General features: G+C 40.9%; 10 protein-coding genes. 6 read left to right on the top strand and 4 right to left on the bottom strand.

Annotated features, from left to right (window positions below):
• Positions 1–42: 42 nt before the first annotated feature.
• From I1A42_RS20440 to I1A42_RS20430, 3 genes are all read left to right on the top strand, one after another.
• Positions 43–1,683 carry a LytS/YhcK type 5TM receptor domain-containing protein gene (locus I1A42_RS20440; RefSeq protein WP_161154266.1) on the top strand — a complete coding sequence of 547 codons (1,641 nt, stop codon included), beginning with the start codon at positions 43–45 and terminating at the stop codon, positions 1,681–1,683.
• A gap of 3 nt (positions 1,684–1,686) precedes the next feature.
• Entirely contained in the window at positions 1,687–2,415 is a 729-nt protein-coding gene (locus I1A42_RS20435; protein WP_196124706.1) for a LytR/AlgR family response regulator transcription factor, read from the top strand.
• Between the two features lie 152 nt (positions 2,416–2,567).
• Entirely contained in the window at positions 2,568–3,818 is a 1,251-nt protein-coding gene (locus tag I1A42_RS20430) for an L-lactate MFS transporter (protein ID WP_196124705.1), read from the top strand.
• 71 nt (positions 3,819–3,889) lie between these two features.
• Here the strand turns inward: I1A42_RS20430 and I1A42_RS20425 are convergent, their stop codons facing one another.
• A complete protein-coding gene (locus tag I1A42_RS20425) occupies positions 3,890–4,597 on the bottom strand; it encodes a GNAT family N-acetyltransferase (RefSeq protein WP_196124703.1) in 708 nt (235 codons plus the stop codon).
• Between the two features lie 576 nt (positions 4,598–5,173).
• Here I1A42_RS20425 and I1A42_RS20420 point away from each other — a divergent pair.
• On the top strand, positions 5,174–6,955 hold the full coding sequence (locus I1A42_RS20420) for an HD domain-containing phosphohydrolase (protein WP_196124701.1): 1,782 nt from the start codon (positions 5,174–5,176) through the stop codon (positions 6,953–6,955).
• A 90-nt stretch (positions 6,956–7,045) separates the two neighbouring features.
• On the opposite strand, the gene I1A42_RS20415 is transcribed toward I1A42_RS20420, so the two are convergent.
• Positions 7,046–8,596: an EAL domain-containing protein gene (locus I1A42_RS20415; protein WP_161154232.1), complete on the bottom strand. Its 1,551-nt coding sequence runs from the start codon at positions 8,594–8,596 to the stop codon at positions 7,046–7,048.
• Between the two features lie 669 nt (positions 8,597–9,265).
• Here I1A42_RS20415 and I1A42_RS20410 point away from each other — a divergent pair.
• Entirely contained in the window at positions 9,266–11,977 is a 2,712-nt protein-coding gene (locus I1A42_RS20410; RefSeq protein WP_161154233.1) for a hybrid sensor histidine kinase/response regulator, read from the top strand.
• 30 nt (positions 11,978–12,007) lie between these two features.
• Here the strand turns inward: I1A42_RS20410 and I1A42_RS20405 are convergent, their stop codons facing one another.
• Together I1A42_RS20405 and I1A42_RS20400 are read right to left on the bottom strand one after the other, a co-directional pair.
• Positions 12,008–13,837: a putative bifunctional diguanylate cyclase/phosphodiesterase gene (locus I1A42_RS20405; RefSeq protein ID WP_230389680.1), complete on the bottom strand. Its 1,830-nt coding sequence runs from the start codon at positions 13,835–13,837 to the stop codon at positions 12,008–12,010.
• 170 nt (positions 13,838–14,007) lie between these two features.
• Positions 14,008–14,481, bottom strand: coding sequence for a dCMP deaminase family protein (locus tag I1A42_RS20400; protein WP_161154234.1), 474 nt, complete (start codon positions 14,479–14,481; stop codon positions 14,008–14,010).
• Between the two features lie 948 nt (positions 14,482–15,429).
• Here I1A42_RS20400 and I1A42_RS20395 point away from each other — a divergent pair.
• Complete coding sequence (locus I1A42_RS20395) at positions 15,430–16,008, top strand: exopolysaccharide biosynthesis protein (RefSeq protein ID WP_329604855.1); 579 nt, start codon at positions 15,430–15,432, stop codon at positions 16,006–16,008.
• Positions 16,009–16,031: the final 23 nt, after the last annotated feature.

The following is a 16,031-nucleotide window of genomic DNA, read 5'->3' as shown; positions in this document are numbered from 1 at the left end:
AAATAAAAATGGGCTGGGGTTACGGTGTATATAGAACAATTTATGATGTTGCTGGCAGTATTTGAGCGTGCGGCATTAATGCTGATGACGCTTTTTTTGTTAACACGTACCCACCTGTTTCAAGCCATTGTGATTAAACGGCACCGTCGGCCATTTGAAACGTCAATCATCTCATTATTATTTATCTTTTTTGCGGTTGGCAGCACTTACACTGGTCTTAAAGTGTCGGGGTCTTTAGTTAATGTGCGTATTATCGCGATTCTCTCAGGGGGAATTTTATTTGGTCCATGGGTCGGAATTCCTGCTGGCTTGGTGTCAGGAATTCACCGCTACTTGATTGATATTCATGGCCCAACCTCAGTCGCCTGTTTGATTACCAGTATATTAGCAGGTGTGCTGGCCACGTGGATTCATATTCGTTGTCCGAAAAAGCAATACGCCAATTGGGGAATTGCCGCAGGGATGTTTTGTGAAGTGATTACCATGACACTGATATTGCTGCTCAATGATGACGTCGCACTGGCGAAATCGATTGTACAAGAAATCGGTTTACCGATGATCTTTGGCGCGGTCTGTATTGGGTTAATTATTATCTTGGTGCAAGACCTTGATGAAGAGAAAGACAAGGTTGCCGCTATTCAGGCTAAATTGGCACTCAATATTGCCAACAAAACCTTGCCCCATTTTCGTAAGTCAGACCGTGATTCATTAACGAAAGTCTGTGCGATTATCCGTCAAGAAACCGAAGCTGATGCGGTGGCGATTACCGATACTCAAGATGTAAAAGCCTACGTTGGGATCGGGCAAGAAAACTTTCTCGATGCGCATCATAAAATCAGTTATATGACTCAGCAAGCGGTGAATTTAGGTAAGCAGATTATCAGTAATGATTTGAATGTGCATGAGTTTCACTCATTACTGATTATTCCTCTATGGGAAAATGGTCAGGTGACTGGGACATTGAAAATCTTTTATTGTCAGCCGCACCGCATCCGCCAAGCATTACGCGAAATGGCAATAGGTCTGTCTCAATTGATCTCGACGCAAATAGAAGTGTCGAAAATTGACCAACTTAAAACTATGGCCAGTAAAGCGGAGTTCTCTGCGTTGCAGAATAAAATTAATCCTCATTTTCTGTTTAATGCGCTCAATGCTATTTCAACATTAGTACGAATTAAGCCAGATAAAGCCCGTCAGTTGATCGCGAATTTAGCGGACTTTCTACGCTTCAATTTGGAGAAAGGCGATGATCTCATTGATATTCAAGAAGAGCTACAACAAGTGCGCGACTATGTCGCCATTGAACAAGCCCGTTTTGGTAATAAGCTTGAAGTAATTTTCGATATCGATGCAGTGAACTTTTCTATTCCACCGCTGTTAATTCAACCGCTGGTGGAAAATGCTATTCAGCATGGAGTAGTGCCGTTAGGCGCACCAGCGCAGGTTATTATCTCGGTGAAAAAGCAAGAGGATGGCCAGAGTGCGAAAGTGATGATCAAAGATACTGGCGTTGGTGTGCGCCAAGAGATCATTAACAAGGTCTATCAAGGCACAATGGATAGCCATCGTATTGGGTTAGTCAATGTACATCAGCGAGTGGCTCTATTATATGGTGAAGGGTTGACGATCCAACGTTTGCACCCTGGCACTGAAATTTCTTTTTACGTCAATAATATTGGTTAATCTATGTTAAAAGCTCTGATTGTCGAAGATGAATACTTAGCTCGTGAAGAACTGGAGTACCTAGTCAAAACATATAGCGATATCAATGTGGTGGCCTCTTTTGAAGATGGGTTAGAAGCGTTTAAATACCTGCAACGACACAAAGTTGATGTGGTATTTCTTGATATTAACATTCCATCCATCGATGGAATGTTGTTAGCGCGAAATATTCATCAATTCTCAGAAAAACCGCACATTGTTTTCACGACGGCGTATAAAGAATTTGCTGTTGATGCGTTTGAACTTGAGGCTTTTGATTATCTGTTAAAGCCATTGAATGAAGAACGTGTGCAACGATTGCTTAGTAAACTAGAAGCCAGTGCCGTGACACCGGAATCGGTGGCACCAGCAGAAACTAAAGCTTCGGGTTCAATCAATTTAATGCATGATGGCCGTATTCGCATAACGCCAGTTGACGAAGTGTGTTACGCCGAAGCGAGTGAAAAAATCACCGAAGTCTATACACAAGACGGAGAATATTCGGTGCCATACACCATTAGTGAGTTGATGGATAAGTTACCTGAAGAGCAGTTCTTTCGTTGCCATCGTTCATACTGTGTGAACTTAAAATGCATTGAAGAAATTATCCCTTGGATGAACAGCACCTATATGCTTAAGCTTGTCGGGTTGAGTGAGAAAGTGCCAGTGAGCCGCAGTAACATAAAAGCATTTCGTGAAAAGATGAAACTGTAATTCATGCCGATATAATGCAATTCATGCCCGTGAATTGCATTTCATTTTATAGTTCTCTCAACCTATTGTATCCCTCGTTTCGAATCGTATTCTGTAAGCAAATAAGGTGGTTTATGCCACTGAACATCTTCTCTTGTCACGGAGTTTTTGCTATGAATACACAGCTTTCTAATAGTAAAAAAATGCTTACTTTAGCGGGTACAGTTCTTACCCAATTTGCACTTGGTTCTGTTTATACTTGGAGCCTATTTAACTCACCTCTCGCCGACAAGTTGGGCGACCCAATCAGCCAAGTCGCATTTTCATTTGGTATTTTAAGTTTGGCTTTGGCGGTTGCCTCTTCTTTATCGGGTAAGTTACAAGAGCGTTTTGGTGTACGCAATGTGACGATTGGTGCAGGTTTACTATTAGGGGTTAGCTTGGTTTTAACGTCACATGCCAGCAGCTTGTGGATGCTATACCTATTCGCTGGTTTGTTAGTGGGGTATGCTGATGGTACGGGGTACCTAATGACGCTAACCAACTGTGTGAAGTTGTTCCCTAAAAATAAAGGCCTTGCTTCAGCATGTGCTATTGGAGCCTATGGCCTTGGTAGTTTGGGTTTTAAATTTATTAACGTTTACCTATTGAGTCACTTTGGGTTGTCGCAAACATTCAACCTTTGGGGCGGTATTGCGATGGTGATGGTGATTGTCGGTGGTTTAATGATGACCGATGCACCAAAACAAGAAGCAACCAGTGCAGATAACCAACAAGCGACAACGGATAATAAGGTATTTGACTATACACTGCCACAAGCCATCAAAACGTCACAATTTTGGATGCTAGCTGTAATGTTCCTAACAGTTTGTATGTCTGGTCTGTATGTTATCGGTGTAGCGAAAGATGTGGGTCAAAACTACGTTCATCTTAGTGCTGAAACGGCAGCCTCTGCTGTGGCTATTATCGCCGTAGCGAACCTACTAGGTCGCTTGGTGTTAGGTATTATGTCTGACCGTATTGCGCGCACTCGCGTGATTGCTTTGGCGCTAGTGGTCTGTTTCGTTGGTGTTGCTTCGTTAGTGTTCTTACACTTAAACAGCCTAAGTTTCTATTTTGCTGTGGCGTGTATCGCGTTTAGCTTCGGTGGCACTATCACGGTTTATCCATCTTTGGTGAGCGACTTCTTTGGCCTTAACAATGTCACTAAAAACTACGGTGTGATTTACCTCGGTTTCGGTGTGGGTAGCTTCGCCGGTTCTATTGTGGCTTCGCTATTCGGTGGGTTTGTGGCAACGTTCTACCTGATGCTTGCTTTGATTGTTGTTTCGATTGTGATGGCGGTGACCATTAAACTGCCGGGTGCACCAAAAGATTCAACCAGTCATGCGCGCCAATCTAATGTGGCAGTTCAACAAAACTGATTGGTTGCTCATCCAGTCTTAAGATAACAAGAGGTCAGCATTGCTGGCCTCTTTTCGTATACTCTTGGTGATTATTGTGATTTGCGAATCTCTTCGAGTGGCTTGATTTGATGACCTTGAGCATCAAAGTTATGCGGTGATAACCAAGAGTTAAAGGCGGTTTTCATCGCCGACCATTCCTTATCAATAACAGAAAACCAAGCGGTATCGCGTGTTCGCCCTTTGTAGACGATGGCTTGGCGAAATATGCCTTCAAAGGTAAATCCTAATCGTAATGCCGCGCGTCTTGACGGAGCGTTAAGGCTGTCGCATTTCCATTCGTAGCGGCGGTAATGCAATTGTTCAAAGACATATTGCATCAATAAAAAATGGGCTTCTGTTGCCATAGTGGTTTGTTTAAGACGCGGTGAGAATGCGACGTTACCAACTTCAATAACACCGTGGTTCACGTCAATCCGCATTAAAGAAAAAGTACCAAGTGCTTGTTCACTGGAAAGGTCAACAATCGCATAATGTTTTGGATCTAAACTCGCCTCAGCAGAAGTAAGATAATCAGCAAATGTTTCTTTGTTGGTAAATGGACCGGCGAACATATAGGTCCAGTCGCGGCCATCTGGTGCCTGAGAGTAGGCCTCGTAGAGATCATTGAGGTGTTTTGTTACGTTTAATGGCTCAATACGGCACGTTCGTCCCTGCAATACCATATTCTGTGGTGGCTGGCGTGGCTGCCAATTAAGTAAGTTGTTACCAACCGGTTGGCCAAATTGATTATCCGGCATGACGATTCTTCCTTATCTATCATTAACAGTATACCCAAATGACCTCAAGATACAGGATTCAGAGCTTCATCAACGAGCCTAGGTCAAGCTTAATCACGGCAGGAATGGTCATTCCCTTTTAACGTGATTGGGCGTAGAAATAGGTTTGTTGATGAGCTCCCAAAGGGCGAGTTGTATTCGCTCCTAGGCGGTGTTACTGATTTTCAACGTAGAATGACTATGTCTTCAAATCAGTGCCTTGCCTAAGAGCGAATACATTCTCGCTGAAACAGCATCTTGAGGTTACTTGGGTAAATTAAAAATGGCAAAGTATCTGGGTGAAATATAAAGAGGAAGGGCGGTGACGTTGAGATCCACTTTTAACAAAAATTAAGATCCACTTCTTAGTTTTTGACATGCAATAAAAGACAGTTTTGATATAACGCATTATTGAGTAATAAATTAATGAGATAAAAAGACTTTTTCTCATTGATATATTTTACTTTATTATGTTGTGCTGTTTAATTAAATTTCTTATGAAATATTAGGCATTTAAGTTACACTGTGATTAAGTTTTGTTGAGTGGTGTTGGATAACATGGATCATCTATCCTTTCGGTTAAAACTATTTATTTGCATTTCTGTTATTTTTAACAGTGTGACTTTCTCTGTGTTTGCAGCAGGTTCGACACCATCACGTATTCTCGTTTTACACTCCTATTCTCCCAGCTATGCTTGGACACGAGAATTACAAAAAGGCATTGAAGATGTCAGCCATGGAACCAATGTAAAACTGTCTATCGAATATCTGGATACCAAGCGAATTTTCAATGCCGATTATCTTGCAAGTGTCCGTCATTATTTTGAGAAGAAATATCGAGGGTATCCATTTAACGGTATTATTATCTCTGATGATAATGCGTTGAAGTTTTTCAATAGCCTAGATATGGATAACTTGAAGAATTTGCCCACAGCCGCTGTCGGGATCAACAATTTTCAAGCTGAATTAAGTTCGAAAACTCAACTCGGCACTATTATTTATGAAAAGGACCGCATTGCCGAGACAATTCAGTTAATAGCGAAGCTGCGACCAAAACTAAAAAACTTATATTATCTTGCTGACCACAGTCCCACTTCCAATCTTATTGAACTTGAAACCAAACGTATTCTGCAACATTACCCAAACATTCATCTTATTGAAGTACGAGACCTCCCTCTTAGAGACGCCGCTACCTTATTAGAAAAAGCTTCACCTAATGATGCGGTATTACTTACGCACTATAATACTGAGATTGAGAATAATGTTTATCACGACTATAACCAAGTTGCAGAACAAATCGGTAATTCAAGCCGAGCTCCTGTATTTGTTTTTTGGAAATTCTATATTCATGATGGTGTTTTAGGGGGAAGTGTCACCGATTCCTACCAACTTGGCAGCTTAGCGGCAAACTTGGTCATTCATCAATTAAATGGAATGCCCATCGATAACGCACAAATGGCTTCACAAGGATACAGAAACGTATTCGATTTTAATGCTTTGTTAAAGCATGCTATTGATAAGTCTTTATTACCTTCAAATCGAGTCTTAATTGGCGAACCTCAATCGTTTGTAAGAGAACACTTACGTTTGGTACTTATTGTTAGCAGTATTTTTGCTGTTCTGGTCATCATTATTTTTGTTTTGATTCTTTCTTTAAGAAGAAAAAAAATTATTAGTCAGCAAAACCAAAAAATACTTCAACTCCAAAAGAAAACGGTAGGTGTCCAAAAAGAACTCATTCATTTGTTGGGCGATGCGATTGAAACACGTTCGGGTGAAACAGGGAATCATGTCAAGCGGGTTGCTAAAATGTCGGCCTTACTTGCCAGCATAACAGGTTTGTCACCCAATGAATGTGAGGTGATTGAAGTCGTTAGTCCAATGCATGATATTGGCAAAATAGGGATTCCAGAATCGATTTTGGAAAAACCCGGTAAGTTAGATCCTGATGAGTGGGAAATCATGAAAGGGCATGTTGATATCGGGTATAAGATTTTGAGCGCCAGTGAAGGCGAATTCCTAGATTATGCGGCAATTATTGCTCTAGAGCATCATGAGCGATGGGATGGGGCAGGATACCCATTAGGTAAATCCGGTGAAAATATTCACTTGTATGCGCGAATTACCACTATTGTTGATGTATTTGATGCGCTATTAAGTGTTCGTTGCTATAAGCCAGCATGGCCGATTGAGCGGGTGATTGATTTGTTAATTGTAGAAAAAGGAAAACAGTTTGATCCTCAACTGACTCAACTTGTACTCGATAATATTGATGATTTCGTGGCTATTAGACAGCAGTATCCTGATGTTGCGACATTTCATATGCCCAATAACGTTTAAAACAAATGGTCATTTCTGTTTTTATCTCTCTTTGCCTGAGCTTGTTGACTAATCTCTGAGTCCGTTGGGGTTTAAAAAATTGCTATCTTGCTATTGTCGCTGGATATACTCAATTAGGTCGGTCTCAGGCAGCGGCTTAGAAAAATAAAACCCTTGAATATAAGAGACGCCCATCTGTTTTAATATCGTAAGCTGCTCTAGGGTTTCAACGCCTTCTATAATCGATTTCATATTCAGTGAATCAGAGATCGTTAGCATAGATTCTAGCAACATCGTGAGATAGGGTTCATGACCAAGATTTTTAATAAACACCTTATCGATTTTCATAGTATGAAATTGAAATTGGCGCACAAAATTCAAGCCAGAGTATCCAGTGCCAAAGTCATCGACAAATAAACGAATGCCCAGTTTGTGGAATGTGTCGACATTGCGTTCGACCACCACCAATTCGTCATCAGTAAAATCGCCATTTTCCGTAATTTCGAAAGCGAATGCGCGATGAAAGCATGGGTACTCCTTGCAAAGTGTTGCCACATCTTCAGTAAAATCGGGCGTGAGCAGTAATTCTCGATCAATGTTAATGCTAATGTATCTGCCGAGCATGATACTCTGGTTTCGTTGGTACATGTCCATGCAGGTTTCTAGTACAAAGTCGGTCAGCTCGCGAATGTGCCCCATACGCTGAGCTAATGGGATAAAAATGCTTGGTGGTATATTTCCCTGGGTTGGATGGTTCCAGCGAATCAGCGCTTCACAGCCTGAAACCTTTTCCGTTTTAGCGTCGATAATGGGTTGAAAATGCACATACAATTCTCGTTTCTTAATGGCACCCACTACGGAATGCTCTAGGCTACTTTCTTCTATTTGCTTCTTCTTACTTTGTAAGTGGTTGAGCAATACCATCAAATAAAGGACGACAAAAATCCAACTGTATTTAAACAGATAATTGAGGTAAGTATAAAAGGTAAGTGCGAAGTGAATTTCCAGTGGGTGTTGCTTAGAATGAAACGCCATGTGACGCAGGGGCATCGCTTCACTTTTTATCGGTTTTATTGTCCTACCATTAACTAAAACTTGAAAGTAGATATCGGTATCGTGTAAACGATTGCTTAAATCGCGGGTAAAATAACGGGGTGGAATGCTTATGCTCAGACCATACTTTGTGCTGTTTCTGAAGATAAAGAAAATCGAATATTGGCGTGTTAGTGCCGCCTGTGTATACGATAGTGTTTCGTTTTTAGGTGATTGATCTAAACGAGTCAGTATATCTTGATACAAATGGAATTTATCATCAGATGCTGCATTGGTACAAAAAATTTGGCCTTTAGGATTAAAGAGTGCAATGTCTTTTGCGTAATCGGAATGGAACGTTGCTACTCGTAACGTTTCTCGAGTGGTTGAGCACGGGAGTTTAGGATATTGGTCAAGAATGTACGATGTTTGTTTGCGCGTGTTTTCTAGGATTTGGTCTACGTATTGGATGGCATGTTCACCGATTTGATTAAAATACGTATTACTAAATGCAATTCCCATGTAGAGATAGACCGCGAACGAAGTGAAAAACAGAATGAGGTGTGTATTCAACGTCGCTAGGTTTAATAAAGACCTTGTGCGGCGTAACGAAAAACTCTCAGTAGTCATTAAGCGGTGATCCATTAGTTCGAATTGAATGCATTGTCATGGAAAAATTGAGGGTTTTTGTAGCACGTAGGATACGACAACGTCATATTCAATCCTTTGAAAATGTTATATTTAATATTCATACTCATACAATGTAAAAGCGATGTCAATTCTATAAATGTGAGAAAAAGTGCTCAAAAATGAGAATTACATATCACTTAGCAATTATCTGTGTAATTGCATAAAAATACGAGTGACTACGATGCCTCTTATTTTTATTTTCCATAAGCACACCATCCACTTGCCAACGATTAGTAACGCGACATTCCATTCACTTTAGCGACGTGACTGAATGTTCGTTTAATCAACAGCCATGAGATAAAAACTATGACTTATGTCTTGGGTCAATGATTGAGTCCAACATCACTAAACAGTAGCAAAGTTAAATAAGTAAACGATTACATTAGAGTTTGTATGAAAAAAAAGAGTATTTCAAATACATTTTGATTCTCACCAATGACATTTCTATGCATATGTAAATCATTATGGTTGATTGAGTTGTCGAAAGATCAATTTCGTTAATTAATTGGCCTAATTCTCTACAATTTAAGAGCTTTACTACTATCCTTTATTACAAACATTCAAGCTATCGGCCGACCTAAACTGGATGAATTCGAAGGTAGGCACGGTTTGCCTATCTCATTGTTCGGTGGTTACGAAAAGGACGGAATCTATCCAATGCTTAAAGCGTCACGTCTTTCTGTTAAGGTCAAAATGTTTCTGCTTTGTGTTGTTCCTGCGAGTCTGATTTTGGGCGGTGCAGCTTATATTTATAATCAACAGCGTAATCAACAGCAGGCGTATCATTGGGTAGCGGAACGAACCAAAGCCTTATCCCTAACTTTGCAATCTTCCAGTGACTTGTTTCAGTTGCTGAATGCGATGACAAAAGCGAACCGTCACGAGAATGCTTTTATGACGTTAGGGCAGGATTTCTTCAAACTGGAAAAACAAGTCACAATATTGGAAGAGATCAGACCTAAGTGGCAACAAGAAGTCGCGATTCACAACCAGATTTCCCAATTGCGCCAACTCACCCAAGAAGCGGTATTCTCACCTCGTAACGCTCTAAATGCAGACGCCACCCAAGGGTTCATGGTGTTGCAAGAGCTGATTGACCAGTTTACGGTGAAGGATGTGGTTTTATCAGACATATCTGACATTAAACTGTTACTTTGGCATGAAGCCTTTAGCCAATTTCTTTATTGGCGCATGAAGCAGGCTTGGCTATTAGGTAATGTACCTGAACCCAAGTCCGAACAATATATCAAATGGATACAAAACTATACCTTAGCGACGAATCAAAGGCAGATCTTGTTAGAAAGCTTGGTCAGTGAAGGATATAACCAGGCTCTCATTAATAAAACAGTACAACAGCTACAGCAGTTGATGACGGATGGTTCATTTGGTCGAGAACAGATTCGTTCACTGCGCTTTTCGTCCGCGATTAATCCGCAGGAGCTAACCAGCTATTTCGAGCAATGGCATAAGAACTTTCCTCAGTTAAAGTCTTTATATACAGAATCCAGCGTAAAAATATATGATCGCTTCATTCATCGTATTGATGAAATACAACAGCAGATCATGGCTTTAGGTATTTTAATTATGTTGGTCTTAATCGGTACGGTTGTGATCGCATTTAGCACCTTCACTCGAATTTCGATGAAATTAAACTCGATTATCGAAGCGATGATGCGTTTGGGAAAAGACAAGTATAAACCCGAACCGATTCCATTAGAGGGAAATGACGAGTTAGCCGATTTTATTAAAGATCTCAATCAGTTTATGTCGGACCAACATGCTTATAAGACCGAACTGTTGGTTGCGAAAGAAGCGGCAATATCTGCCAATCGAGCGAAAAGCGCGTTTCTCGCTAATATGTCGCATGAGATCCGAACGCCGCTTAACGGCATTATTGGAATGGCGGAAATTTTGGGTTCGACGTCATTAAACACTAATCAGCGGGAAGTGTTACTCGATATAGAAAGTTCATCACACTCATTACTCGTGTTAATTAACGACATTCTTGATTTGTCTAAAATTGAAGCTGGGAATTTAGCGCTGAGTACCCACCAATTTAATATGGCTGAGTTAGTGTTTGATACGGTAAATATGGTTAACTCCAAAGCCGTTGCCCAGCACATTGAATTAACTATCGATATTGATCCAACGTTACCCAAATATGTCATCGCCGATGAGTTTAGGATTAAACAGATATTGATGAATTTATTGTCTAATGCGGTCAAGTTTACCAATGATGGCTATGTACGAACTCAATTGACTTATATGGGAGGAAGTACTCCCAAAATACATTGTCGCGTCAGTGATACAGGGAAAGGCATTGATAACGATAAGCTCGATAGTATCTTTGAGCCCTTTATTCAAGAAGATGGCAGTATTACTCGCCGTTATGGTGGGACCGGCCTTGGACTAGCAATATGTAAACAGTTACTTGATCTAATGGGTGGGGAGATTTTAGTATCATCGATTGTCGATAAAGGCAGTGTATTTGAATTTATCGTTCCAGTTGATATGGTTGAACATCCGGTCAGTAGTACGACGTTAAGTAAGAGGGCTCTGCTGGTTCATAATGGCTCCAAGTATCGCCGGTTAGTGAATCAAGAGTGTCAACGATTAGGCTTAATTGTTCAAGAAGTTGCCGCTATTGATGAGCTGAAACCAGATAACCCGGCCCCAGAGGTTGTACTGTATTGTCAAAATCTCACTCGCAGTGCACGATCAGATGCTGTCAATATCTTACGTCTCTTCCCCAATACGCACCAAGTTTTATTGCAGCATCATCTATTCACTAACAAAGAACTGGTTTCGCAGTTTGATGCAATCGTGACTTTGCCATTTTTGGGTAATCGTTTGGAAAGGGCGATTGTAATGAGTAGCCATACCGAGGTTCAGGCTGCGGATATTGATGTGAATTCTCTCGACAATATTGCGGCAATTAATCGCATTTTGATTGTGGAAGATAATTTGATGAATCAGAAGATTGCGAGCTTTTTCCTCGATCGAGCTGGTTTAGACTATGTGATCGTTAGTAATGGACAAGAAGCGGTCGATATTGTCACACAAGGCGGGGTGTTCTGTGCGGTATTAATGGATTGTATGATGCCCGTCATGGATGGCCTAACCGCAACTAGGAAAATACGTGAGTGGGAAAAACTCAACGAATCGAAACGTCTTCCTATCATTGCGTTAACCGCAAGTGTGCTTGATGAAGACATCAGTAATTGTTTTGATGCGGGAATGGATGCTTATCTACCTAAACCCTATAAATCTCAGCAACTGTTTGATGTTTTAAACGAGTTACAAGTGTTCGAGAAAGGATAAACTCACCAGTAGTTCGTTGACAACTGAACATTACGATACGTGCATTTCTGAGTGATTATTGGTTGCGACTAAGTGGATAAACTCATCCGCGGGCAAAGGTTTGGCACATAAATAGCCTTGATACAAATCGCATTGTTCGCTGCGTAATATCGCTAATTGTTCCTCATTATTAATGCCTTCAGCGATAACCACTTTACCCAGATTATGACCCAGTTGGATAATCGTGCGCACAATCATTTGGCTCTCTTCATTATGCAAACTTTCATCAATAAAAGACTTATCAATTTTGATTGAATCGACAGGTAATTCGCGTAAGTAATTGAGTGAGGAATAGACGGTTCCAAAATCATCAATCGCGATTTTAATACCAAGTTTACGTAGTCGGTGACAAGTATGAGTAATACTTTGCAGTTCGGTCATCAACGTTGTCTCGGTGATTTCTAACTGTAACAACTCGGCTGGCAATTGATATTTGCTCAACAACTCTGTCACGATACGGTAGATATCGTCATAAACGAATTGAATAGTCGATACATTAACTGCAACGCAGATAGGTTGATTATGATCGTGCCAATATTTAGCTTGCTGGCAGGCTTGTTCAATGACCCAACGACCAATCGGAATGATTTGTTGGCTTTTCTCGGCAACACTAACAAACTCGTCAGGTGCTATCGTTCCTAGTTCTGGATGTAGCCAGCGAATTAGCGCTTCAGCATGATGAATCTGGTTGGTTTCAACACTCACTTTAGGTTGATAATAAAGTGAAAGTTCGTTCTTTTCTAAAGCGAAAGACAGTTCGCGTTCAATTTTATAATGGCGTTTCATTTCATTATTTAAATCGTCGTCATACCATTGAATACGATTTTTACCGTTCAGTTTTGCTCGATACATTGCAATGTTGGCATTACGGTGCCAAAAACTGACGCTGTGTTCCGCATCGCGTATCAGCGCAATACCTATGCTCATGGTCGTAAAGTAACAGTTATGTTCCAACGTACACTCTGCGGTGCAACTTGAAACAATTAACTGCGCTAAGTGTTCACTGGCTACCTGAATATCATTATCTTGAATGATCACTGCGTATTGATCGCCACTTAGACGAAATACAGATGAGTACTGTAAATGTTGCTGGCACACGTGATCAATTCTTAAGGAAATCTCCTTTAATAATTGATCACCCACTTGGTGACCTAAGGTATCGTTAATGCGTTTGAAATTATCTAAGTCAATAATAAGTAGCGAAAAATAGTGATGCTTATTGAGAGGCTGAGTTCGTATCTCTTGTAATGTTTCGTTAAACGCTTTGCGATTGCCTATACCGGTAAGAAAGTCAGTTAAACTTTCTATACGAAACCGTTCCATTTGAGTTTTCAAACGCAACCGATAGTACAAACTGACCGTAGCAAAAATACTGATCGTCATTAACTCAAACGTATTGCCAATAAAATCACCCTGTATGTGCAGGGGATCGGTCGGTATAAAAAATAACACAAGCAGTCCAGCAACGGCCATAGGCCAGAGCGAGCCAGGATAGAGCACTAAATAACAGAGAGGGGCAAGTAATATAACATCGGAAGGTATGACGTTGTGCTGTCTATCATCGAGACAGCCTAAAATTAACAAACATAGCGATGCCGCGACACATAAGTGTTTAATCTTACCGTTGGTACTAGAAAAGATTCCCAACATAAACAGGGGATAGAGAATAAAAATATGCGATAAAAGAAAGTGATTAGACAACTGCATATGACTAATCAATGTATGGGTTGTTAAGGACAGTGCGATTAGGAAAAAAACAGTAAACGCATAATTTAACGATACATTTTGTTTGGGCTGTGTCGGTTTAAATGGCATCGGCATTGCGTTTCCTGTTAGCAAGAGCAGGCAGAGTGATTTCTGCCTGAGCACTGTAACAAGTCTAGTGGCAGTTGTTGAGCTTACACCAGCACAACTGACGAAACCTTATGCATATTCTGACAATTTTTATCAGTGCGTCTCAGTGATAAGACACTCAATGTTTAATACTGATATTACTCAGTCATAGGTTCGATAGTAGTGATCGATTCTAACTCGTCGCGAGGTAACCAGTTTACTTTAACTCCGGCTTGTAAAAACATCTCCTGGCTTACTTTAATTTTTTCTCCCCAACGAGATAAATACTCTTCGGTTTGTTCCGGGCAATGCACTGCAGACATGCCAGTTTGAATGATCTTTGCCGCACAGTTAGGACAAGGGAAGTGGGTGACGTACATTTCACAGCCGTCAAGGTCTCGCTTGGCAAACAGAATCGCATTTTCTTCCGCATGTAACGTTTTTAAATACTTCATATCACGTTCATCCGTCGCCGCACTGTCGGAGATGCCATGGGGGTAGCCGTTGAACCCAACCGATACAATGCGGTTTTGTTTAGTGATGACGGCACCAACTTGCGTTGATGGATCTTTGCTCCATGACGCTACCAGTTCCGCCATTTGGGAGAATCGCTTAGCCCATTTTGAAATCATTATCAGGTTCCTTACGTAAATCGGATAATCGAGAAGGTGGTTACTCTATATCTTATCACTGTTGTCAATAGAGACGTGAACTCTCACCTAACGTATTGCAGGGTAAGTAGCCACTATGGGTTGTATACCTGTATATATGGATAAAAACTAGAAATTTTCAAGGTTTTGCCCGATATTTTCGCACATTGTTGATCCATTCTTGCACTGCAATAGGGAATAATGGTCAAACGGCCATTACAGTTGTAAGAGATCTCTCACAAGGTTCGTGGGATATCTAACTATTTATGGCTAGTCGATTTGCGCTATCTTCCTTAACTTGATGTTTATAATACGAATTTGAGAGAAAACTATTTTGGTGCAATAAAAAAATAAAATATCGACGTTGCCGAAAATCTGCAAAAGAGTAAATTTAACTCATCGGCAGGACGCTGATAAGGAACAGGAAAGACCCAAGGATTGGTCATCTTCAGGACGAAGATACGGCGTTTCAGGATGAAAAGTCGGCATGGATAGCAAATTACAACATGAGCTCAGCTAGGATGGTTGAAATCAATTAACGTTGTAAAACTTTTATGGAAGAAAGTGCGTCTGTCAGGAAGACAGAGACATGGACACCGCTAGGATGGCGATGAAATGGATTGCGCTGAAGGATACAGCAAACTATCAGGGATTAGATGCAGGGAGCACCTATCGTAGCTGGATTGCTGCAAGTAAGAACTGACCCCACTAGGCATGAGCCTAGTGGGGTTTTCTTATATGAGCGCGTGTTGTCTTATCAATGATTGTAGTTTGAATGATAGGTTCTGTCGATTTATCAAATTCTGATGCAGAGTATGTTCGCTAATTCTTTACGTTATCCAGTATTGCCAAAGGGTAATAACTCTTGCTAATGTGCGTGCATTCATCTTTCGTCTGACGAGAGATCTTTTTATTCTTACCGGTGGTAGTGTGGAAAAAACATCCGTCTTTTTGTTACGTATTCTTAAAGAACATCCCGAACCGCAAATTTCGATTGGAGCTTTACTTGAACTGCTAAAACGCCGTTCTTACGGCGCACTGTTGATTATGCTTAGTTTAGTTGGGTTGATTCCAGGTATTTCATTTTTGGCTGGCTTTGCGGTTTTTCTTTTGGGCGTGCAAATGGCGATCGGTTTTCACGCTCCACGTCTGCCAGCATTTGCACGTAAGCGAAATCTTGACTGTGGTAAGTTGTTACATTTCATCCAAGAGTTGCAACCGTGGCTGCAAAAATTGGAGTATTACGTCAAACCTCGCTGGGACATTTTATCGACTTTGATGGTGCGTCGAGTGATTGGCATCATGATCTGTGTACTCGCCTTTGTCTCCTTATTACCGTTGCCCTTTGTCAACTTTGCACCTAACTTTGCCATCATCTGTTTATCGCTGGGTATTATTGAACGTGATGGTATTTGTATTTTAGTTGGGGGCTTTCTTGGTTTAGTTGCCGTATGGATTGGTTATCTCCTAGTGCGTGTAGCCTTTGCCTCAGTGTTGCTGGTAATATAGCGACGTAGTTTTTCATAAGATAA

Source organism: Vibrio nitrifigilis, from assembly GCF_015686695.1.
GTDB classification, from domain to species: Bacteria; Pseudomonadota; Gammaproteobacteria; order Enterobacterales; family Vibrionaceae; genus Vibrio; species Vibrio nitrifigilis.
This window is presented reverse-complemented; position numbering and strand designations above follow the sequence as displayed.

What these genes read in the sequence shown, in the direction of transcription:
- I1A42_RS20440 (WP_161154266.1), top strand. Translation starts at nt 43, where the DNA reads ATGATGTTGCTGGCAGTATTTGAGCGTGCGGCATTAATGCTGATGACG.
- I1A42_RS20435 (WP_196124706.1), top strand. Translation starts at nt 1,687, where the DNA reads ATGTTAAAAGCTCTGATTGTCGAAGATGAATACTTAGCTCGTGAAGAA.
- I1A42_RS20430 (WP_196124705.1), top strand. Translation starts at nt 2,568, where the DNA reads ATGAATACACAGCTTTCTAATAGTAAAAAAATGCTTACTTTAGCGGGT.
- I1A42_RS20425 (WP_196124703.1), bottom strand. Translation starts at nt 4,597, where the DNA reads ATGCCGGATAATCAATTTGGCCAACCGGTTGGTAACAACTTACTTAAT.
- I1A42_RS20420 (WP_196124701.1), top strand. Translation starts at nt 5,174, where the DNA reads ATGGATCATCTATCCTTTCGGTTAAAACTATTTATTTGCATTTCTGTT.
- I1A42_RS20415 (WP_161154232.1), bottom strand. Translation starts at nt 8,596, where the DNA reads ATGACTACTGAGAGTTTTTCGTTACGCCGCACAAGGTCTTTATTAAAC.
- I1A42_RS20405 (WP_230389680.1), bottom strand. Translation starts at nt 13,837, where the DNA reads ATGCCGATGCCATTTAAACCGACACAGCCCAAACAAAATGTATCGTTA.
- I1A42_RS20400 (WP_161154234.1), bottom strand. Translation starts at nt 14,481, where the DNA reads ATGATTTCAAAATGGGCTAAGCGATTCTCCCAAATGGCGGAACTGGTA.